This window comes from Caenispirillum salinarum, assembly GCF_044803115.1.
Taxonomy (GTDB): domain Bacteria; phylum Pseudomonadota; class Alphaproteobacteria; order Rhodospirillales; family Rhodospirillaceae; genus Caenispirillum; species Caenispirillum salinarum_A.
Genome location: NZ_CP085224.1, coordinates 4,427,582 through 4,446,271, shown reverse-complemented (window position 1 = coordinate 4,446,271; position 18,690 = coordinate 4,427,582). Strand labels below are relative to the sequence as shown.

The following is an 18,690-nucleotide window of genomic DNA, read 5'->3' as shown; positions in this document are numbered from 1 at the left end:
AAGCGAACCTCCGCATATTGACCCGATGAACGGCCGCAGACGCTCACACGCCTTCTTCCAGGACCGCGACCCGCCCGGGGTCGCGACGGAAACCTGTGCCTGGCCCGGATGCCGCGAGGCCGGCGACTACCGCGCGCCGCGCGACCGCAGTCTGCGGGAGTATGACCACTACTGCCTGGAGCACGTGCGCGAGTACAACAAGCGCTGGAACTACTACGCCGACATGAGCGAGGAGGAAGTGGAGGCCAGCGTCCGCGCCGACACCACCTGGGGAAGGCCGAGCTGGAAGCTGGGCCACGTCCATGCCGGGCTCGGCACCTCGGCGGCGGCGTACCGGGCGTTCAAGGCGGGCCGCGTGAAGGACAGCTTCGATTTCTTCGAGGAAGAGGCCGCCGAGAACAGGCGCGAGCAGCGCTACAACCGCGAATACGCCGCCGGCCGGCCCCAGCGCGGAACCGACCAGGACAAGGCCATGCGCGTCATGGACCTGGAGTGGCCCTTGACGAAGGAGGGGTTGAAAGCGCGATACAAGGAACTCGTGAAGCGCTATCATCCCGACCTCAATCCTGGCGACAAGGCGTCGGAGGAACGCTTCAAGGCGGTCAATCAGGCCTATAAAACGCTGCTCAACGGCCTGAATGCCTGATCGCGCACCCTATATAGGGGACAACGACCACCGCCCCGGCCGCCGGACCCGCGGGTCCACGGCCGCGCAGAGATGAACACGAACCGCTTTCGAGGAGGACCATGGAGGTCGGCGCCAACATCCCGACGGGCACCCCGGACACGGAAGTCTCGGTCCGCGAGGCTTTCAAAATCGATTCCGACATGACCGTCCCGGCCTTCAAGGAAGGCAACGAGTACGTCCCCGATCTGGACCCCAACTACCTGTTCGATCGCGAGACGACGCTCGCCATCCTGGCCGGTTTCAAGTTCAACCGCCGCGTGATGGTCCAAGGCTACCACGGCACGGGCAAGTCCACCCACATCGAGCAGGTGGCCGCCCGCCTGAACTGGCCGTGCATCCGCGTCAACCTGGACAGCCACATCAGCCGAATCGACCTGGTGGGCAAGGACGCCATCGTCCTGCGCGAGGGCCAGCAGGTGACCGAGTTCCGGGAGGGCCTGCTGCCGTGGTGCCTGCAGCACTCCTGCGCGCTTGTCTTCGACGAGTACGACGCCGGCCGCCCCGACGTGATGTTCGTCATCCAGCGCGTGCTGGAGGTCGAGGGCAAGCTGACGCTGCTGGACCAGAACCGCGTCATCCGCCCGCATCCGGGCTTCCGCCTGTTCGCCACCGCCAACACGGTGGGCCTGGGCGACACAACGGGCCTCTACCACGGCACGCAGCAGATCAACCAGGCGCAGATGGACCGCTGGAACATCGTCGCCACGCTCAACTACCTGGAGCACGACGCCGAGGCGGACATCGTCCTGAAGAAGCGCCCGGAGTACGACACGCCCGAGGGTCGCGAGAAGATCTCCGCCATGGTGGCCGTGGCCGACATGACCCGCGCCGGTTTCATCAACGGCGACATTTCGACCGTCATGAGCCCGCGCACGGTGCTGACCTGGGCGGAGAACGCCGAGATTTTCGGCGACGTGGCCTTCGCCTTCCGTCTCACGTTCCTCAACAAGTGCGACGAGACGGAACGCCCGGTGATCGCCGAGTACTACCAGCGCTGCTTCGGCGAGGACCTGCCCGAGAGCCCGGTGCGCGCCGTCGCCGTCTGACGGCCGCCCACCGACCGGGTCCGGCCGGCGCCGCCTGATGACGAGGGCGGGCGCCGGCCGCGCCTTCCTCGACCGAGCGACCTTTCCGACACGCGGCGCGTGGAGACAGCATGGACCGCAAAGCCCCGTCGACGACTTCCTCCGCCCGGCACGCCGGCGGCTCCAACCTGCCCGGTGGCCGCACGGCCAGCGGTGATGGCGGCCCCACCGAAACGGTGAAGCGGGCCACCACCGCCTGCGTGCGCGCGCTGTCGGGCGAGCCTGACGTACAGGTGACCTACACCCCGCTCACCTACGCCCAGAACGCCGCCCAGACGGTGGGCAACACCGTGCGCCTGCCCCTGCCGGCGGCCAAGCTGACGCCGGACATGATCACCCGCCTGCGCGGCACCTCCGACAGTCTGGCCATGCGCCTGCGCCACCACGACGACGTCGTGCACCGCCGCCGCCTGCCGCAGAACCGCGAGGCGCGCGAGGTCTATGATGCGCTGGAGCAGGCCCGCGTGGAGGCGCTGGGGGCGCGGAAGCTGAAGGGCATCTCGCGCAACCTGTCGGGCACCATCGAGCAGCGCCTGTCCGGCGAGGGCTACTCCCAGGTCAACGAACAGAGCCGCATGCCCCTGCACGAGGTGCTGCGCCTGTATGCCCACGAGCGCTTCGGCGCGGTGGAGGCGGGGCCGACCATGCAGCACATGGTCGACATCTGCCGCCCCTACCTGGAGGACAAGCTGGGCAGCCACCTGCCGACCCTGCTGGACAAGCTGGGCGATCAGGCCGCCTTCGCCGACGAACTCCGCCGCCTCATCGAGGACCTGGAGCTGGAGGACGACGACCGCGAGGAACTGGAGCGCCAGGAGCGCGAAGAGGAGGAAACCGCCGCCGGCGGCGACCAGGACCAGCCCGAGGAAGGCGAGTCGGAAAAGCAGCAGGGCGGCGAGCAGCAGTCCGGTGACGAGGGCATGGATGCGGGCTCGGAGGCCGGCGCCGACGACCAGCACGCCGAGGGCGAGAGCGAGGAAAGCGACGCCGTCATGGGCCAGATGGGCGAGGGCGCGGAAGAGCCCGCCGGCCCCCAGGCCGAACCGGCGCAGCCCCGCCCGGGCCACAACGAACACCCGGACGTCCACCGCTACCACCCCTTCACCACCCGCTTCGACCAGGTGGTGGAAGCGGCCGAACTGTGCGACCCCGACGAGCTGAGCCGCCTGCGCGGGCAGTTGGACCAGCAGCTGTCCCACCTTCAGGGCGTGGTGGCGCGGCTTGCCAACCGCCTGCAGCGCAAGCTCATGGCCAAGCAGACCCGCGCCTGGGAATTCGACCTGGAGGAAGGCCTGCTCGACGCCGGTCGCCTCGCCCGCATCGTCGCCAACCCGATGCACAGCCTGTCCTTCAAGATGGAAAAGGACATGGAGTTCCGCGACACGGTGGTGACGCTGCTCATCGATAACTCGGGCTCCATGCGCGGGCGTCCCATCGGCGTGGCGGCCATGAGCGCCGACATCCTGGCGCGTACGCTGGAGCGCTGCGGCGTGAAGGTGGAAATCCTGGGCTTCACCACGTCGGCATGGAAGGGCGGCAAGTCGCGCGAGCAGTGGGTGGCGGCCGGCAAGCCGCCCAATCCCGGCCGCCTGAACGACCTGCGCCACATCGTCTACAAGAACGCCGACGCGCCGTGGCGGCGCTCGCGCCGCAACCTGGGGCTCATGCTGCGCGAGGGCATCCTCAAGGAGAACATCGACGGCGAAGCTCTCATGTGGGCGCACAACCGCTTGATGGCGCGGCCCGAGCAGCGCAAGATCCTGATGGTGATCTCCGATGGCGCGCCGGTGGACGACTCGACGCTCTCGGTCAATCCCGGCAACACGCTGGAGCGCCATCTGCGCGAGGTCATCCACGCCATCGAGACCGGCTCGCCGGTGGACCTGGTGGCGATCGGCATCGGCCACGACGTGACGCGCTACTACCGCCGCGCCGTGACGATCATGGATGCCGAGGAACTTGGCGGCACCGTCATGCGCCAGCTCACCGACCTCTTCGACGAACCGCCCCGCGCCGGCGGCCGCGGCTGGGAGCGCGCGGTGATCTGAGAGACGATAAAGCGCTCACGCGCTCGGGGCTGCCGCCCCGAACCCCGCTCGGAGGACGCAGCCCTCCGAACGCGCGAGTGCGCAGCCATAAGCGCCAAGTACCAAGAAACTGAAGAGTTTGAGAGGCTGCGCCTTTCAATCGGGGGTGGGGGCGGAAGCCCCCGTGTACGGCGGCCTCGGTAGCTACCCCCGGCCCGTCCGGTTCTCCCGGTACACGATGAACAGCCCGCTGGCGATAATCACCGCCGCGCCCCACCACACATGCTCGGCCGGCAGTTCACGCCAGATGAGCCAGCCGGTGAAGGTGGCGACCGGCAGGTTCAGGTAGTCGAAGGGCGACAGCACCGCCACCGGCGCCAACTGGAAGGCGCGGGTGAGGAAGTACACGGCGACGCCGCCGCTCATGCCCATCATCGCCATGATGCCCAGGTCCGCCCAGGTCGGCGTCACCCAGAACCACGGCAGCCCGCAGGCCATGATCGCCGTCGTCGTCAGCATGGCGTACAAGGACAGGCCGGTGGCGCTGTCGGTGCGGGTCAGCAGGCGGCCCCAGACCATCAGAAGCGAATAGAGCACCATGCCGCCCAGGGCCAGCGCGGCGCCGGCGGACAGCGTCATGCCGTCGGGCCGGGCGGCGATCAGCACGCCGACGAACCCCACCAGGATCGCCGTCCAGCGCCGCCAGCCGACGCGCTCGCCCAGCAGCGGCACGCCTAGCGCGGCCATGAGGATCGGGGCGCCGAAGGCGATGGTGGTCGCCTCGGCCAGCGGCAGCAGGCTGAACGAGCCGAAGATGCACAGCATGGCCGCCGGGGCCAGGAGCGACCGTAGAAGCACCGGGACCGGTCGGTTCAGCCGCAGGGCGGTGCCGCGGCTGCGCAGGATGATGGGCAGGAACGGCACCAGCCCGAACAGGGCGCGGAAGAAGGTCACCTGCGGCACCGGATAGGTTTCCGACAGCCATTTGATGCTCGCGTCCATCACGCCGAAGAACAGCGTCGCGAGCACGATGGAGGCAATGCCGGCCCCGACTGAATCGCCCGCCCCGGCGCCCGGCGGGGGGACGCGGCGGCCTCTGCGGCCGGTGCGCCGGCGGTGGCGGCGGCCTCTGCGGCGGCGGTGTCGGAGCGGTCGGGCGCGGCCATGGTGAAACGTTTATCGCCTTTACTGTTTCATGCCGGGGTGCTGCGGCGGGGCGGCGTGCAACGGTGGAGCCTACCGCCTCCCCGCACCGCCGGCAGCGGCCATTGCGCCGCTGCGAAGGGGGCCGCGTCCTTGGTCGACCGTCGAGCGTCGCGCGGGCCGAAAGACCTTTGTCGCGGTCCGTATACATCAGGCCTCGCCCGAAGGCGTAACGGACACCCCACCGGACCAGTCGACAATCGACATTACCTTTGAGAAACTAGGGTTGTGTGAGGCCGGTCACTGCGGTGGCGCCGGCGCGGTGTCACGGTGCGGTCCCACGACCGGCAGAAATGAACATCCTGTGTCACGCCTTGCTCCGTGGCGAAATCGTCTTATCTGAAGGAACACATTCGCTTTCCGAACGCTTCTCTTGGCAAGACGTCGCCCCGCCGGACCCCAGGCTTCGGCTTGGCGCCCGGAAGGGGCGGGACAACAAAGAGACGGCTCGACGAAGGCTCTGTCATGAAACCTTGAGTATCCACCTGCGAACGAAAAAACCTGAGAAACGTCCATAAACAAAATGCAGGAAGGGAGTGTGCGCGATGACCAACGGGTCCGTGTTGAAGACGTTGAAAGTCCGCCGTGACGGGTTCCGGGACTCGTTCAACCGCGGCGACGCCCTGCAAAACTGGGCTGAGCGCTTTGCGGCCAACGAGGAGCCGACCCTGGACGAACTGATGGGCGACCCGATCATGGACGCCCTGCTGGCGCGGGACGGACTCCAGCGCGACATGGTTCACCAGCACATCGCCGCCGTGCGGGAACGCCTGGCGTAACCCGCGCGACCACCGCAACCGTCCCGCCCCGTCCCAGGGGCGAGAGGGAAAAGGGCCGGACCTGGCAAGGGTCCGGCCCTTTTCCGCAATAGGCACCCTCTGTGTGGGTTTTTGCGCGGTTCAGGAGAAATTTATGTGTTCGCCCTCATTGAAAAATTGCGCGCCGGACTCGGAAAGTGATATGGGCAATAGTCCGCCGTGACAAGGTGGTCGCCGCTCCCGTCCGACAGGGGTGGCGCGAGGCGGCCGCAGGGGGCGGCCGCGCTTCATTCTTTGAGGGGGAATATGAGCGAAGGCAGCACCGGGGCCGTGCAAGAGGCCACCACCGCGCAGCAGAACTCGCTGCGGACCGTCACCATGGTGATTTACGCCCTGTACGGCGTCGCCATCATCTTCGGCATCACGAGCATCGTCGGCGTCATCATGGCGCACATCAAAAGCGGCGACGCGCGCGACACCATTTATGCGTCGCACATGAGCTGGCTGATCCGCACGTTCTGGATCAGCTTCGCCGGCGGCCTCATCGGCTCGATGCTGACCCTGGTGGGCATCGGCTTCCTGGTGCTGCTCGCGGTGGCGATCTGGTACATCTACCGTATCGTCGTCGGCTTCCTGAAGCTCAACGACGGGAAGCCCATCGAGAACCCGTCGCGGCTGTTCTGACCATGACGGCCGTGGTCGAGGCGCCGGCGGCACCCGCCGGCGCACCGTTCCCCGAGCAGGACCGCCAGTGGCTGTACAAGGTCTATGGCGCGGCGATCCTGTCGGCCGTGCTGGCCGTGTTCCATGCCAGCGTGCTGGCGATGTCCATCGCGGTGGCCCTGGTGGTCCTGCTCGGCCGTCGCCGCGCCGCCGCCGCGGGTCGGGGCAGCGCCGCCGACAGCCATCGCCGGTGGCTGCGCCGCACGATGCTGGTCCCGCTTCTCCTTTACGGCGGCCTGATGTCGCTCATGGTGGTCGAGGCGGTGCGCATCGCGTCGTCGGGTGGCGACCATCTGTTCCAGGCCGTGGCGGCGCACCTCATCCTGCACAGCGTGGTGACCATCGCAAGCGGCCTGTGGCTGATCGTGCGGCTGCTGATCGGCGGCCTGCGCTTCGTGGACGGCCGGCCCGCCTGAGCGGACGGCTGCGCGGCGCGGCGGCCGGTCGGCCCCGCCAAGCGGCGCATGGGCGAGCCCCCGCACCGCCGGGCGTCAGTCCTTGGGCCAGCGGCGGTGGACCCACAGCCACTGATCGGGATGCTCGCGCACCCACCCCTCCACCACCTGCGTGATCCGTGCCGTCAGGGCCGCCACATCGGCCCGGTGGTCGCCCGTCGGCGTGACGTCCAGCGGCGGGCCGACGTCGACGCGGAACCGGGCGCCGCCCAGCCGCACCGTGCGCGTGGGGATCACCGGCAGCTTCAGCCGCAAGGCGAATTCGGCGACAGCCGGCGTCGTCATGGCGTCGCGGCCGAAGAAGGGGACGGGAATGCCCTCGTTCTGCTTCTGGTCGACCATGATGGCGACATGGCCGCCGCGCTTGAGTAGCCCCAGGGCCCGCGCCGCACCCTTGCGGCCCTTGGGCAGAAGCTCCCCCTGCATGCCGCTGCGGCCGCGCTGGTATAGGGTGGCCTCGATCAGCGGGTTGTTGGCGGCGCGGTAGAAACGGTGCAGCGGCAGGTCGGCGGCGGTGGCGGCGTAGGAGGAGACCTCCCAGTTGCCGACGTGGGCCGAGAAGAACAGCCCGCCGATGCCGTCGTCGCGCATGGCCTCCAGCGTGTCCACGCCGTTGACGGTCATCCGCCTGCGCAGGAAGCCGGCCTTGTGGACATGCGGGTATTCGCCGGCGATGCGGCCCAGGTTCTCCCACATGCCGCGCAGGATGGCCTCGCGCTCGGCGCTTGTCTTTTCGGGGAAGGCGCGGGCGAGGTTGTCGCGCCCGACGCGGGAAACCGGAATCAACGGCCCCACCATGCGCAACAGCCGCCCCATCAGGCCCGAGGCCGTGTCCACCGGCAGCAGTCCCAGCGCACCGTAGAGCGCGCGTGCGGCCGCCGCCTCGGCGCGCTGGCCCAGGGTCGGCGCCGGCTCGACAGGGGCGGCCGAGGACTTGCGGGGCGCGGTGTCGGTCTCGGTGTCGGTCTCGGTGTCGGTGTCGGTGTCGGTCACGGTGCGGTCCCTTGTCCGCCGGGCAGGGCGGCGGGGTCGGGTCGGAAGGCGCCGTCGGCGACCGGAAGCCCCTTGGCGGCCAGCAGGGCGCGCAGGGCCGCCGGGTCCTCCCACCGCACGGTGACGGGCACCACGTCCACCTGCTGGCGCTGGTCGGGCGGCAGGCGGACGGCGTCCTTGGCGGTGGTGACGGGAATGGCGCCCAGTTGAAAGGCTTCGTCCAGGATGGGCTGGATGTCGTCGTGGCGGTACGGGAAATGGTCGGCGAACGGATGCGCCGCCACCACCCGCGCGCCCAGGGCGACGAGGGTGGCGAAGAACTTCTCGGGCCGCCCGATGCCGGCGAAGGCGACCACCAGCTGCCCGCGCAGGCGCAGGGCCTGCCGCCCCGGCTCCAGCCGCGCCCGCAGCACCGGCAGGTCCGGCGGCAGGCGCCTGGCGACGCGGGCGGTGTCGTCGCCCAGGAGCACGACCCCGTCCGCCCGCGCCAAGCCCTCGGCCAGGGGCTCGCGCAGCGGCCCGGCGGGCAGGACGCGCCGATTGCCGAAACCGTAGCCGCCATCCACGACCACCAGCGACAGATCCTTGGCAAGCGTCGGGTTCTGGTGCCCGTCGTCCATGATGAGGCAGCGGGCCCCGGCGTTTTCGGCCGCGGCGGCGCCCTCGGGGCGGCGGCGGGCGACCCAGGTGGGGGCGCGGTCGGCCAGCAGCAGCGCCTCGTCGCCCACGTCCTCGGGCGTGTGGCGGTCGAGGTCCACGGCCAGCGGCCCGACCTCGGACCCGCCGTAGCCGCGCGTCAGGAAGTGCGCGCCGGACAGGGCGTCGGCCAGGGACAGGCAGACGGGCGTCTTGCCCGCCCCGCCGGCAACGATGTTGCCGACGCATGCCACGGGAATGCCTGCGCGGTGGGGCGTCGTGCGGGTGCGGCGAAGGCGGCCGGCAGCGGCATAGAGCAGCCCGGCGGGCTCCAGCAGGCGGACGATGCCGTTCTGCGTGCGCCAGAATTCAGGGGCGCGCATGGCCGCCCCGCTCGGCCGCGTCCAGAAGGGGGGCGAGGCGATCGAGGATACGCTCCAGCACCACCGTTTCCTGGGTCGCGAACTCGTGCCCGCGGGTGCCCAGCGTCGCACGCTCGGCACCGTCGGACAGCAGGCGGTCGAGCATGAGGCGCAACTCGCCTTCGCTGCCCACCTGCTTGGCGGCGCCGCCCTGCACCATGCGCCGGGTCATCTCGGCGAAGTTGTCCATGTTGGGGCCGAGCACCACCGCGCAGCTCAGGCGGGCGGCCTCCAGCGGGTTCTGGCCGCCCTGGCCGGCCAGGCTCTTGCCGATGAAGACCACCGGCGCCAGGCGGTAGAACAGGCCCAGCTCGCCCATGGTGTCGGCAATGTAGACCTCCACCGAAGCATCGGGCATCTCCCCGCGCGAGCGCTGGGCGATCGTCAGGCCCTCGGCCTCCAGTTCGGCGCGCACCTCGTCGCCCCGGTGGGCGTGGCGCGGCACGATGATGGTCAGCAGGCCCGGATGCTTGTCGGCCAGGGAATGGTGCATCTGGCCCGCGATCAGTTCCTCGCCGGCGTGGGTGCTGGCGGCCAGCCAAACGGGGCGGTTGCCGATGGTGTCCTGCAGGCGGGTCAGGGCGTCCTCGTCGGCTGGCAGGGCTTGCGCGGCGAACTTCAGGTTGCCCAGGCATTCGCAGTCGGGCGCGCCCAGGTTCCGCAGCCGACGGGTGTCGTCCTCGGTCTGCCCCAGGCACAGAGTGAAGGTGCCCAGGAGCTGGCGGATGACGCCCTGAAAGCGCTGCCAGTTGCGGAACGACTTGTCCGAGACCCGACCGTTGACCAGCACCATGGGCACGGCCCGGCGGCGCAGCTCCATGATCATGTTGGGCCAGAATTCGCTCTCCGCCCACAGCACCAGGTCGGGCTTCCAGTGGTTGAGGAAGCGCCGCACGAAAGGCAGGCGGTCCACCGGGAAGTACTGGTGCAGCGCGCCGTCGGGCAGGCGCTCCGTCATCAGCTTGGCCGACGTGACGGTGCCCGTGGTGACCAGCACGGTAAGGCCCGGGCGGCTCTCGCGCAGGGTGTGGACGAGCGGCAGCAGCGACAGGCTCTCGCCCACGGACGCCGCATGAATCCACACCAGGCCGCCGGCCGGGCGCGGCTGAGAGGCGCGGCCACGCCGCTCGGGGAAGCGGACCTGGTCTTCCTTGCCACGCGCCATGCGGCGGCTGAGGTAGACGTCGATGAGCGGGCCGCCCAGGGTGGTGACGCCGCGGTAGAGGCGGATCAGCATGGCGCCACCGCCTCCGGGTCCGTGGTGGCGCGGCCGACCAGGCGGTCGGCCTCGGCGGTCAGCGTATTCATGCGCTCTTCCAGGGCGGCGCGAAACTCCTCGATCTCCGCCTCGCCGGCTCCGCGCGGGACGCTCATCGGCTGGCCCCAGACGAACACCCCGCGCGAGAACGGCAGCGGCACCATGAAGCGGTCCCAGGTGCCCAGCAGCCGGCGGCTGCGGGCGGCGTAGGCCAGCGGCACCACGGGCGCGCCCGACATGCGGGCGATGTGGATGACGCCGTCGGTGGCGCGCTGGCGCGGGCCGCGCGGGCCGTCCGGCGTGATGCCGACGTTTTCGCCGTTCTTCAAAGCCTTCAGCATGATCCGCAGGGCTCCCGAGCCGCCGCGCGTCGACGAGCCGGCGGCGGTGCGGATGCCGAAGTGGCCGACGGTGCGGGCGATCAGAAGGCCGTCGCGGTGCTGGGAGATCAGCATGTGGATGGGCTGGGACTCCGGCCAGGCGCGCGGCATCATCAGCAGGCGCCCATGCCAGAACGACAGGATGAACGGCCGGCCGTCGTTCCAGATGGCGTCGGGAATAGCCTGTCCCACCACCTCCCACCGGCCGGTGCGGTGGACGAGGCGGATGTACTGGGCGGCGAGCCAGCACAGCAGGCCACGCACGCGCTCGTTCTTCGAGATGCGCTTCATGATGTCCCCGAATCCTCCGCCGCGCCGGGACGGCTTGTCTTCGTCGGGGAGGACTGTATGGCGACTGCTCAAGGCCGGAAGGTGTACCATGGTTGGGGAACCCCGGACCATACCACGAAGGGGCCGCGGGTCAACGACTCCTGCCCGAAATATTGCCGGTGTGCATCATCGTCCGGCGACGGGCGGCCGCATGCCCCGAACATAAGGTGGCACAGGGCGTCGCGCCACCGGTCCGGCGACGCTGTCCTATTCGGCGGCGGCCTTGCCCTGCGGCGCTGCGTCCCGTTCCTGCGACAGGCTGGGGAAGTGGGTGTCGGCGTCGAAGGGCGCCAGGTTCTCCAGGAACTGGTCGACGCTTTTGTCCCAATTGTTCGACAGGCCGAACGCGCGGCAGCGGTCGCGCGGGATGTCCAGGGCCGCCAGGGCGGCGGCGCGCAGGTCCTGGTGCAGCACGCCGACGGGCGCGTCGCCGATGACGTCGCGCGGGCCGGCCACCGGATAGGCGGCCACCGGCGTGCCGCAGGCCAAGGCCTCCAGCACCACCAGTCCGAAGGTGTCGGTCAGCGAGGGAAAGACGAAGACGTCGGCCCCCGCGTAGTGGCGCGCCAGCTCCTCGCCGAACTTGGGCCCGGTGAAGGTGACGCCGGGGTACTTGCGCTTCAACTCGTCCATCTGCGGTCCGCCGCCGACCACGACCTTCCGCCCCGGCAGGTCCAGGTCGAGGAAGGCGCCGATGTTCTTTTCCACCGCCACCCGGCCGACGTAGAGGAACACCGGCCGGTCGTCCTCGCCGAACAGGGCGCGGGCGTCGGCGCCGGGCTTGAACAGGTCGGTGTCGACGCCGCGGCCCCAGCGGGCAACGTTGGTCACGCCCCAGTGCTTCAATTCGTCCTCGATGCCCTGGGTGGCGACCATGACGCAGCGCGACGGACCGTGGAACCAGCGCACCGCCTTGTATCCCACCGACAGCGGCAGGCGCGTTCGGGCCTGGATGTATTCCGGGAACTTGGTGTGGAAGGCGGTGGTGAATGGGATGTCGCGCTTGAGGCAGTAGCGCCGCGCCGCCAGCCCAAGCGGGCCTTCCGTCGCGATGTGGATGACGCAGGGGCGCGCCGCCTCGATCATGTGCGCGACCTTGGACCCGGGCATGAGCGCCAGCGGGATTTCCGGGTAGGTCGGACAGGGGATGGTGCGGAAGTCGTTGGGCGTGATGGTGTGCACGTCATGCCCGCGCTGCTCCAGCTTGTCCTTCAGCGTGAGAAGCGTGCGAACGACACCATTGACCTGAGGCGTCCAGGCGTCGGAGATGATGAGGATGCGCATTGCAACCCGCTTTCTGCATGGGCCGGGACCCGCTCCTCCCGGCCCGGCTGGGGCACGGAGGGCGAGGGCGCGTCGGCGGCTTCGGGAAGGGTGACGGGGCGCGAGGCCGCGGTGCGGGCGCGGCCGTAGGCCTCCATGGGGGACAGGCCGCGCAGGTCGGCCCAGTGCAGGATCTCCATGCGGCCGTCGAAGTGCTCCACCAGGGCCGAACAGCTTTCCACCCAGTCGCCGTCGTTGCAGTAGAGCACGCCGTCGATGTCGCGGATTTCCGGGTGATGGATGTGGCCGCAAATGATGCCGTCGGCGCCGCGCTGCCGGGCGACCTCGGCCATGGCCTGCTCGAAGTCGGCGATGTAGGCGACCGCGTTCTTTACCTTGTGCTTCAGGTAGCGCGACAGCGACCAGTAGGGCTTGCCCGCGCGCGTGCGGATCACGTTGTACCAGTGGTTTAGCGACAGCGCCGTCGTGTAGGCCCAGTCGCCCAGGTGGGCCAGCCATTTGGCGTGCGCGATGACGCCGTCGAACTGGTCACCGTGCATGATCAGGTAGGTGCGGCCGTCGGCACCCACATGGGTGGCCTCGAACATCACCTTGATGGCGCCGAACTCGTGGTCGATGTAGTTGCGCGCGAATTCGTCGTGGTTGCCGGGAATGAACACCACGTTCGAGCCCTTGCGGGCCTTGCGCAAGAGCTTCTGCAACACGTCGTTGTGGGCCTGGGGCCAGTACCATGTCTTGCGCAGGCGCCAGCCGTCGACGATGTCGCCGACCAGGTACAGGTTGTCGCTCTCGACGTGCTTGAGGAAGTCCAGCAGGAACTCCGCCTTGCATCCACGGGTCCCCAGGTGGATGTCTGAGATGAAGACCGACCGGAATCGGTGGTTGTGGCTCACCGCGTTCATCGGCGCTCAGGCTCCCCATGTCCGGAGCGTTGCTGACGAGCGAAGGTGTATTCGCTGGGGCGCCGGAAGTGAATGCTTGTGTCGCCGTAAAGAAAAAGATTAACCGGCCTGCATAAGATTCGTCACTGCGCTGTAATACATCTGCAATGCTTCAAGTTATGTCTTGCGTTCCCCCTTTCGGGTGCGGTTAATCGTGCCGCGATCCCGCCCGATTCGGGTGCGTCCCTGCAGTGGAGAGGCATGGTGTTCGATTCCCCGCGTGGCGCCCATCCGCCCGCCAGCCCGACCGCGTCCGCCGAAGCCGCCGCCGCCCGCGACGGGGGCGCCGGTCCGGCCGCGCGCCGCCTGATGGTGGTCTTCAACCCGACGGCCGGCGGCAACCGGCGGCGGCGGCTGATGAAGACGCTCAGGCACCTGGACGCGCACGGCTGCGCCGTCACCCTGCGCGAAACGGCCAAGCCGGGCGATGCCGAGGTGTTCGCCATGGAGGCGAGCGCCAAGGACTGCGACGTGGTGGTGATCGCCGGCGGCGACGGCACCATCAACGAGGCCATCAACGGCATCAGCCGCGGCACCGGCGAGGTGGCGCTTGGCATCATTCCGCTGGGCACGGCCAACGTGCTGGCACACGAGATCGGCCTGTCCATCCGCCCGGCGAAGGTGGCGAAGGCGCTGGCCGAGGGGCCCATCCGCCGCATCCATCTGGGCGAGGCCGACGGGCGCAAGTTCATGCTCATGGCCGGTGCGGGCTTCGACGCCGAGGTGGTGGAGCACGTGAACCTCAAGCTCAAGCGCCTGATCGGCAAGGGCGCCTACATTCTGGAAATGCTGCGCCAGTCGCGCGCCTACGGCTTCCCCACCCTGCACGTCACCGCCGAGGACACCGGCGAGACCCGCCAGGCCGCCACGGCCGTGGCCCTGAACGGCCGTCACTACGGCGGGCCCTACAGGGTGGTGAGCGACGGCGGCCTGTCATCGGCCAGCCTGGACATGGTCCTGTTGAAGAGGAAGGGCATGTTTAACGTCATACGGTATGCCACAGGGCTCGCCACCGGCCGGCTGGCGCGGTTCTCGGATGTGGAGGTGCTGCGCGGCACCGCCTTCAGCATCGACGGCGGCAACGACGAACCCGTGCAGGGCGACGGCGACATCATCGCCCGCCTGCCCACGCGGATGCACGTCGCGGACGAAACCATAGAGGTGGTCTTCCCGCAGGCATAGCAGCGTCCAGACGCGCGGAAACCCACGCCTTTCGCCGTCCGTTGTAGGGGCAAACCAAGCAAAGCACGCGAGGTACTCCAATGGACGCCAAGAAGACGTGGATTCTCGTCGCCGACGGAACGCACGCCCGCCTGTTCAGCCACGACGGACCGGGAAAGCCGCTGCGCGCGGTCGACCATCGTGATTTCGAGGGTGAGGCGGTCAAGGGCCGCGAGGCCCACCGCGACCGGCCCGGCCGCGCCTCCGACGTCAGCCAGGTGGCGCCGGGCCGTCACGTCTACGAGCCCAAGTCCGATCCCATGGACGAGGAACGCCACGACCTGATGCGCGAGGTCATGGACGACCTGAACCGCCATGCCCAGCGCAACGACTTCGACGAACTGATCGTCTGCGCCCCGCCGCAGACGATGAGCGAGGTGCGCGACCAGATGCCCAAGCCGGTGCAGCAGAAGATCGTCGCCGAGGAAACCAAGGACTATACCGGCGACAACGAGGCGGAGCTGGAAAAGCACCTCGCCCACCTGCTGCCGGTGGACCCCGACGCCCGCCGCTACCAGGACCCCGGCCGCCTTCCCCAGCGGCCGCCGACCCATTGACGCGGCCTCAGGCGCACGGATGAAAGCCCGGCCCCGGAAACGGTGGCCGGGCTTTGCGTTGCGGGGGATTGGCCTTACGCTTAGGAGATCTGGATGGAGAACCGCCCCATGTCACCCAAGCGCGAAGCCCGCGTGATGATCTCCGAGGATGTGCTCCGCGAGGCGGAAACAATCGGCGTCGACCTGTCGGAGGCGGTGGAGGACACACTGCTTGCCGTGTTGCGGGAAAAGCGAGCGGCTCAGTGGCGGGCAGAAAATCGAGAGAGCATTGACAGCTACAACGCCCACATAGAGCGCAACGGCTGCTTTGGCGGCGAATTCCGGACGTTCTGAGGCATGGCGCAGTTCGACATCCATCGGAACCACAGTCCGCGCTCCCGCAAGACCCACCCTTATCTGTTAAACATCCAGGTTGACCATCTGGCCGAGAATGCGACGCGCGTGGTCGTCCCTGGTGCCTCTGGGCGCGCTTGTCCCGGCGCGCCGCCTGAATCCCGTCTTCCGAGTCGAAGGCAGGGATTACATTCTCTCGGCCCTGGAGATCGTCAACGTTCGCGCTGCCGAACTCGGCGAGGCGGTGGCGTCATTGGAAAGCCAGCGCAGCGACATCATCGCCACGCTGGACTTCCTGGTTAGCGGGATCTGAGCTGCCCCCTTACGCCCCCGCCACTGTCATGCCGTCGATGCGCACCGTCGGCGCGTCCATGCCGAAGCGCATCTCCAGGTCGCTGGCGGCGGTCATGTTCATGAACATGTCCTTCAGATTGCCGGCCACCGTCATTTCGTTGATGGGGAAGGCCAGCTTGCCGTCCTCGATCCAGAAGCCGGCAAGGCCCCGGCTGTAGTCGCCGGTCACGCCGTTGATGCCGTGGCCGAACAGGTCGGTGACGTAGACGCCTTCCTTCACGCCGGCCAGCATGTCCTCGGCCGAGACCTCGCCCGGCTCGATCCAGACGTTGGTGGCCGACGGCGAGGGCGGGGAGCCGGTGCCCCGGCTGGCGTGGCCCGTCGGCGCCTGGCCCAACTGGCGGGCGGAACGCAGGTCCAGAAGCCAGGTCGTCAGCGTGCCGCCGTCGATGATGTTGCGGCGCTGGTTGGGCAGGCCCTCGGCGTCGCAGGGCTTGGAGCGCAGGCCGCGCGGGCGGTGCGGGTCCTCGATGATGGTGATGCCCGGCGCCATGACCGGCTGGTTCATCTTGTCCTTCAGGAACGACGTGCCGCGCGCGATGGACGAGCCGTTGATGGCGCCCAGCAGGTGCCCGATCAGGCCGCGGGCGACGCGCGGGTCGTAGATGACCGGCACGCGGGCCGACTTCACCCGCCGCGCGCCCAGGCGCCGGGCGGCGCGCTCGGCGGCCTTGCGGCCGATCTCGGCGGGGCTCTTCAGGGCGTCGACGTAGTTGGTTGTGTCGTACTCGTAGTCGCGCTCCATGCCCTGCTCGCCGCCGCCGGCCAGCACCACGCAGGACAGCGACGTGTTGGAGACGCGCCACGAGAAGTTCATGCCGTTGGTGCCGACCACGGCGACGGACGACGAACTCCATCCGGCCTGCGCGCCCTCGCTGTTGGTGACGGCGGGGTTCTGGCGGGCGGTGTCCTCGGCTTCCTTGACCATCTCGATCATCTGGTCGGCCGTCAGTTCCGTCGGGTCGAAACCGTCCAGCTTGGGCAGGTCGGTCGCCAGCTGGTCGGGGTCGGCCAGGCCGGCGAAGTCATCCTCCGGCACCGTCTTCGCCATGGCGACGGCGCGCTCCACCAGTTCGTCCAGCGCGCGCGGCGAGGTGTCGGCGGAAGACACGATGGCCTGGCGCTTGCCGATGAAGACCCGCAGGCCCAGGTCCGCGCCCTCGCTGCGCTCCAGGCTTTCCAGCTCGCCCAGGCGCCAGCCGATGGAGACCGACCGGCCGTCGACCATGACGGCGTCGGCGGCGTCGGCACCGGCCTTGCGGGCGCGGCTCACCACGTCGTCCAGGACGTTCAGCGCGGCGGAATCGACAAGGCTCTGGGTCATGGATGCTCCTTCGGCTCGGCTGCTATTTCCAGATGGGCTTGCCCGAACCGGGCAGGCCGTAACTGTCCCACTTGCGGGTGACCGTGTCGATCACCTCATCGGTCATGCGGATCTTCTCGCCCCAGTCGCGCTTTGTCTCGGGCGGCCACTTGTTGGTGGCGTCCATGCCCAGCTTGCCGCCGAGCCCGCTTTCCGGCGAGGCGAAATCCAGGTAATCGATGGGCGTGCCCTCGATCACCGTGATATCGCGCGCCGGGTCCATGCGCGTGGAGATGGCCCACATGACGTCCTTCCAGTCGCGGCAGTCGATGTCGTCGTCCACCACGATGACGAACTTGGTGTACATGAACTGCCGAAGGAAGGACCACACGCCCATCATCACGCGCTTGGCGTGGCCGGGGTAGGCCTTCTTCATGCTGACCACGGCGATCCGGTAGGAGCAGCCCTCGGGCGGCAGCCAGAAGTCGACGATCTCGGGGAACTGCTGGACCAGCAGGGGAATGAACACCTCGTTCAACGCCTCGCCCAGCACGCTGGGTTCGTCGGGCGGGCGGCCGGTGAAGGTGGACAGGTAGATGGGCTTGCGCCGCATGGTGATGGCGGAAACCCGGAACACCGGGAAGGGCTCGACGGCGTTGTAGTAACCCGTGTGGTCGCCGTAGGGGCCTTCGTCGCCGAACTCGTCCAGCATGACGTGGCCCTCCAGCACGATCTCGGCGGTGGCGGGGACCTTCAGCGGCACCGTCTTGCAGTCCACCAGGTCCACCTTCTTGCCGCGCAAGAGGCCGGCAAACTGGTACTCCGACAGCGTGTCCGGCACCGGCGTCACGGCGGCAAGGATCGTCCCCGGATCGGCGCCGATGACGGCGGCGGCGGGCAGGGGTTCCTTCTTCTCCTTTCCCCAGCGCGCGTAGTGCTGGGCGCCGCCGCGATGCTTCAGCCAGCGCATGAGCGTCGTGTTCCTGCCCGTCACCTGCATCCGGTAGATGCCCAGGTTGAACACGTCCTCCTTCTTCCCGCTCGGTCCCTGCGTCACTACCAGCGGCCAGGTGATGAGCGGCGCGGGCTCACCCGGCCAGCAGCCCTGCACCGGGATTCGCGACAGGTCCACGTCGTCGCCTGTCAGCACCACCTCCTGGCAGGGGGCGGAACCCACCGTGCGGGGTTTCATGGCCATGACCGTCTTGAGAAGCGGCATCAGCTCCAGCGCCTCGCGCCAGCCGCCGGGGGGCTCGGGCTGCTTGAGGAAGGCCAGCGTCTCGCCCACCTCGCGCAACTCTTCGGGCTTGCGCTCCATGCCGCTGGCGACGCGGTCCACGGTGCCGAACAGGTTGACCAGCACCGGCATTTCGGCGGGGCTGCCGTCGGGGTTTCGCACGTCCTCGAACAACACGGCGGGGCCGTCCTCGGCCAGGAGGCGGGTCTGGATTTCTGTCATTTCCAGGTGCGTGGAAACAGGCGTGCGAACGCGGACCAGACGGCCGTCGCGCTCCAGCCGGTCCATGAAGTCGCGCAGGGACGAGTACGGCATGGGCTCTTTCTTGTGCATTCAACGGGTTGGACAACAGGACCGGAAGAGGCTTCCGGCGTCAAGCGCAAGTCTTTCCACAGGCTCGCTGCAAGAGGTCTATCTACCCCTTATGTCTATTGGTAGAGTGTGACAGGGAGTGGTCGTGCCTGTTGCGCACGGCCGGTTTGGGACGGGAGACTGCCGGGTG

Annotated in this window: 18 protein-coding genes and 1 pseudogene; 10 read left to right on the top strand and 9 right to left on the bottom strand. The window is 68.8% G+C overall.

What is annotated here, in order from left to right; translation table 11 throughout:
- Positions 1–25 precede the first annotated feature (25 nt).
- From LG334_RS20525 to cobT, 3 genes are all read left to right on the top strand, one after another.
- Complete coding sequence (locus LG334_RS20525) at positions 26–646, top strand: J domain-containing protein (protein ID WP_404381018.1); 621 nt, start codon at positions 26–28, stop codon at positions 644–646.
- Between the two features lie 101 nt (positions 647–747).
- A complete protein-coding gene (gene cobS, locus LG334_RS20520) occupies positions 748–1,734 on the top strand; it encodes a cobaltochelatase subunit CobS (protein WP_404381016.1) in 987 nt (328 codons plus the stop codon).
- A 110-nt stretch (positions 1,735–1,844) separates the two neighbouring features.
- Positions 1,845–3,821, top strand: coding sequence for a cobaltochelatase subunit CobT (gene cobT / locus LG334_RS20515; RefSeq protein ID WP_404381014.1), 1,977 nt, complete (start codon positions 1,845–1,847; stop codon positions 3,819–3,821).
- 183 nt (positions 3,822–4,004) lie between these two features.
- On the opposite strand, the gene LG334_RS20510 is transcribed toward cobT, so the two are convergent.
- Positions 4,005–4,829 (bottom strand): DMT family transporter, encoded by an 825-nt coding sequence (locus tag LG334_RS20510; RefSeq protein ID WP_404381012.1) that lies wholly within the window; start codon positions 4,827–4,829, stop codon positions 4,005–4,007.
- A gap of 719 nt (positions 4,830–5,548) precedes the next feature.
- On the opposite strand from LG334_RS20510, the gene LG334_RS20505 reads away from it, so the two are divergent.
- From LG334_RS20505 to LG334_RS20495, 3 genes are all read left to right on the top strand, one after another.
- Positions 5,549–5,782, top strand: a complete 234-nt coding sequence (locus tag LG334_RS20505; RefSeq protein ID WP_009538981.1) for a hypothetical protein — start codon at positions 5,549–5,551, stop codon at positions 5,780–5,782.
- Positions 5,783–6,067: 285 nt separating this feature from the next.
- A complete protein-coding gene (locus LG334_RS20500; RefSeq protein ID WP_404381010.1) occupies positions 6,068–6,445 on the top strand; it encodes a DUF4870 family protein in 378 nt (125 codons plus the stop codon).
- Between the two features lie 2 nt (positions 6,446–6,447).
- Positions 6,448–6,900 (top strand): hypothetical protein, encoded by a 453-nt coding sequence (locus LG334_RS20495; protein ID WP_404381008.1) that lies wholly within the window; start codon positions 6,448–6,450, stop codon positions 6,898–6,900.
- Positions 6,901–6,975: 75 nt separating this feature from the next.
- Here LG334_RS20495 and LG334_RS20490 read toward each other — a convergent pair whose 3' ends face one another.
- The 6 genes from LG334_RS20490 to LG334_RS20465 form a co-directional block, all read right to left on the bottom strand.
- Entirely contained in the window at positions 6,976–7,932 is a 957-nt protein-coding gene (locus LG334_RS20490; RefSeq protein WP_404381006.1) for a lauroyl acyltransferase, read from the bottom strand.
- Complete coding sequence (gene lpxK, locus LG334_RS20485) at positions 7,929–8,951, bottom strand: tetraacyldisaccharide 4'-kinase (protein ID WP_404381005.1); 1,023 nt, start codon at positions 8,949–8,951, stop codon at positions 7,929–7,931. Before lpxK ends, LG334_RS20490 begins: the two co-directional genes overlap by 4 nt.
- Positions 8,938–10,227, bottom strand: coding sequence for a 3-deoxy-D-manno-octulosonic acid transferase (locus LG334_RS20480; RefSeq protein WP_404381003.1), 1,290 nt, complete (start codon positions 10,225–10,227; stop codon positions 8,938–8,940). The genes lpxK and LG334_RS20480 overlap by 14 nt, the downstream gene beginning before the upstream one ends.
- Positions 10,221–10,919, bottom strand: coding sequence for a lysophospholipid acyltransferase family protein (locus LG334_RS20475; protein WP_404381001.1), 699 nt, complete (start codon positions 10,917–10,919; stop codon positions 10,221–10,223). The genes LG334_RS20480 and LG334_RS20475 overlap by 7 nt, the downstream gene beginning before the upstream one ends.
- A 246-nt stretch (positions 10,920–11,165) precedes the next feature.
- Positions 11,166–12,242, bottom strand: coding sequence for a glycosyltransferase family 4 protein (locus LG334_RS20470; RefSeq protein WP_404380999.1), 1,077 nt, complete (start codon positions 12,240–12,242; stop codon positions 11,166–11,168).
- Entirely contained in the window at positions 12,170–13,144 is a 975-nt protein-coding gene (locus tag LG334_RS20465) for a UDP-2,3-diacylglucosamine diphosphatase (RefSeq protein ID WP_404380997.1), read from the bottom strand. Before LG334_RS20465 ends, LG334_RS20470 begins: the two co-directional genes overlap by 73 nt.
- A 240-nt stretch (positions 13,145–13,384) precedes the next feature.
- On the opposite strand from LG334_RS20465, the gene LG334_RS20460 reads away from it, so the two are divergent.
- The 4 genes and pseudogenes from LG334_RS20460 (at position 13,385) to LG334_RS20445 (ending at position 15,607) form a co-directional block, all read left to right on the top strand.
- Positions 13,385–14,365, top strand: a complete 981-nt coding sequence (locus LG334_RS20460) for a diacylglycerol/lipid kinase family protein (protein WP_404380995.1) — start codon at positions 13,385–13,387, stop codon at positions 14,363–14,365.
- An 80-nt stretch (positions 14,366–14,445) separates the two neighbouring features.
- On the top strand, positions 14,446–14,961 hold the full coding sequence (locus LG334_RS20455; RefSeq protein WP_404380993.1) for a host attachment protein: 516 nt from the start codon (positions 14,446–14,448) through the stop codon (positions 14,959–14,961).
- A 93-nt stretch (positions 14,962–15,054) separates the two neighbouring features.
- Positions 15,055–15,294 carry a type II toxin-antitoxin system CcdA family antitoxin gene (locus LG334_RS20450; RefSeq protein ID WP_404380991.1) on the top strand — a complete coding sequence of 80 codons (240 nt, stop codon included), beginning with the start codon at positions 15,055–15,057 and terminating at the stop codon, positions 15,292–15,294.
- Positions 15,295–15,297: 3 nt separating this feature from the next.
- Positions 15,298–15,607 (top strand): annotated as a pseudogene (locus LG334_RS20445) (CcdB family protein).
- A 9-nt stretch (positions 15,608–15,616) separates the two neighbouring features.
- On the opposite strand, the gene LG334_RS20440 reads toward LG334_RS20445, so the two are convergent.
- Together LG334_RS20440 and LG334_RS20435 are read right to left on the bottom strand one after the other, a co-directional pair.
- Complete coding sequence (locus LG334_RS20440; protein WP_404380989.1) at positions 15,617–16,972, bottom strand: TldD/PmbA family protein; 1,356 nt, start codon at positions 16,970–16,972, stop codon at positions 15,617–15,619.
- A gap of 22 nt (positions 16,973–16,994) precedes the next feature.
- Entirely contained in the window at positions 16,995–18,503 is a 1,509-nt protein-coding gene (locus LG334_RS20435; RefSeq protein WP_404380987.1) for a UbiD family decarboxylase, read from the bottom strand.
- Positions 18,504–18,690: the final 187 nt, after the last annotated feature.

Bases quoted from the DNA above. Each gene is read 5' to 3' on its own strand.
- LG334_RS20525 (WP_404381018.1), top strand. From the start codon at position 26: ATGAACGGCCGCAGACGCTCACACGCCTTCTTCCAGGACCGCGACCCG.
- cobS (WP_404381016.1), top strand. From the start codon at position 748: ATGGAGGTCGGCGCCAACATCCCGACGGGCACCCCGGACACGGAAGTC.
- cobT (WP_404381014.1), top strand. From the start codon at position 1,845: ATGGACCGCAAAGCCCCGTCGACGACTTCCTCCGCCCGGCACGCCGGC.
- LG334_RS20505 (WP_009538981.1), top strand. From the start codon at position 5,549: ATGACCAACGGGTCCGTGTTGAAGACGTTGAAAGTCCGCCGTGACGGG.
- LG334_RS20500 (WP_404381010.1), top strand. From the start codon at position 6,068: ATGAGCGAAGGCAGCACCGGGGCCGTGCAAGAGGCCACCACCGCGCAG.
- LG334_RS20495 (WP_404381008.1), top strand. From the start codon at position 6,448: ATGACGGCCGTGGTCGAGGCGCCGGCGGCACCCGCCGGCGCACCGTTC.
- lpxK (WP_404381005.1), bottom strand. From the start codon at position 8,951: ATGCGCGCCCCTGAATTCTGGCGCACGCAGAACGGCATCGTCCGCCTG.
- LG334_RS20480 (WP_404381003.1), bottom strand. From the start codon at position 10,227: ATGCTGATCCGCCTCTACCGCGGCGTCACCACCCTGGGCGGCCCGCTC.
- LG334_RS20475 (WP_404381001.1), bottom strand. From the start codon at position 10,919: ATGAAGCGCATCTCGAAGAACGAGCGCGTGCGTGGCCTGCTGTGCTGG.
- LG334_RS20470 (WP_404380999.1), bottom strand. From the start codon at position 12,242: ATGCGCATCCTCATCATCTCCGACGCCTGGACGCCTCAGGTCAATGGT.
- LG334_RS20465 (WP_404380997.1), bottom strand. From the start codon at position 13,144: ATGAACGCGGTGAGCCACAACCACCGATTCCGGTCGGTCTTCATCTCA.
- LG334_RS20460 (WP_404380995.1), top strand. From the start codon at position 13,385: ATGGTGTTCGATTCCCCGCGTGGCGCCCATCCGCCCGCCAGCCCGACC.
- LG334_RS20455 (WP_404380993.1), top strand. From the start codon at position 14,446: ATGGACGCCAAGAAGACGTGGATTCTCGTCGCCGACGGAACGCACGCC.
- LG334_RS20450 (WP_404380991.1), top strand. From the start codon at position 15,055: ATGGAGAACCGCCCCATGTCACCCAAGCGCGAAGCCCGCGTGATGATC.
- LG334_RS20440 (WP_404380989.1), bottom strand. From the start codon at position 16,972: ATGACCCAGAGCCTTGTCGATTCCGCCGCGCTGAACGTCCTGGACGAC.
- LG334_RS20435 (WP_404380987.1), bottom strand. From the start codon at position 18,503: ATGCCGTACTCGTCCCTGCGCGACTTCATGGACCGGCTGGAGCGCGAC.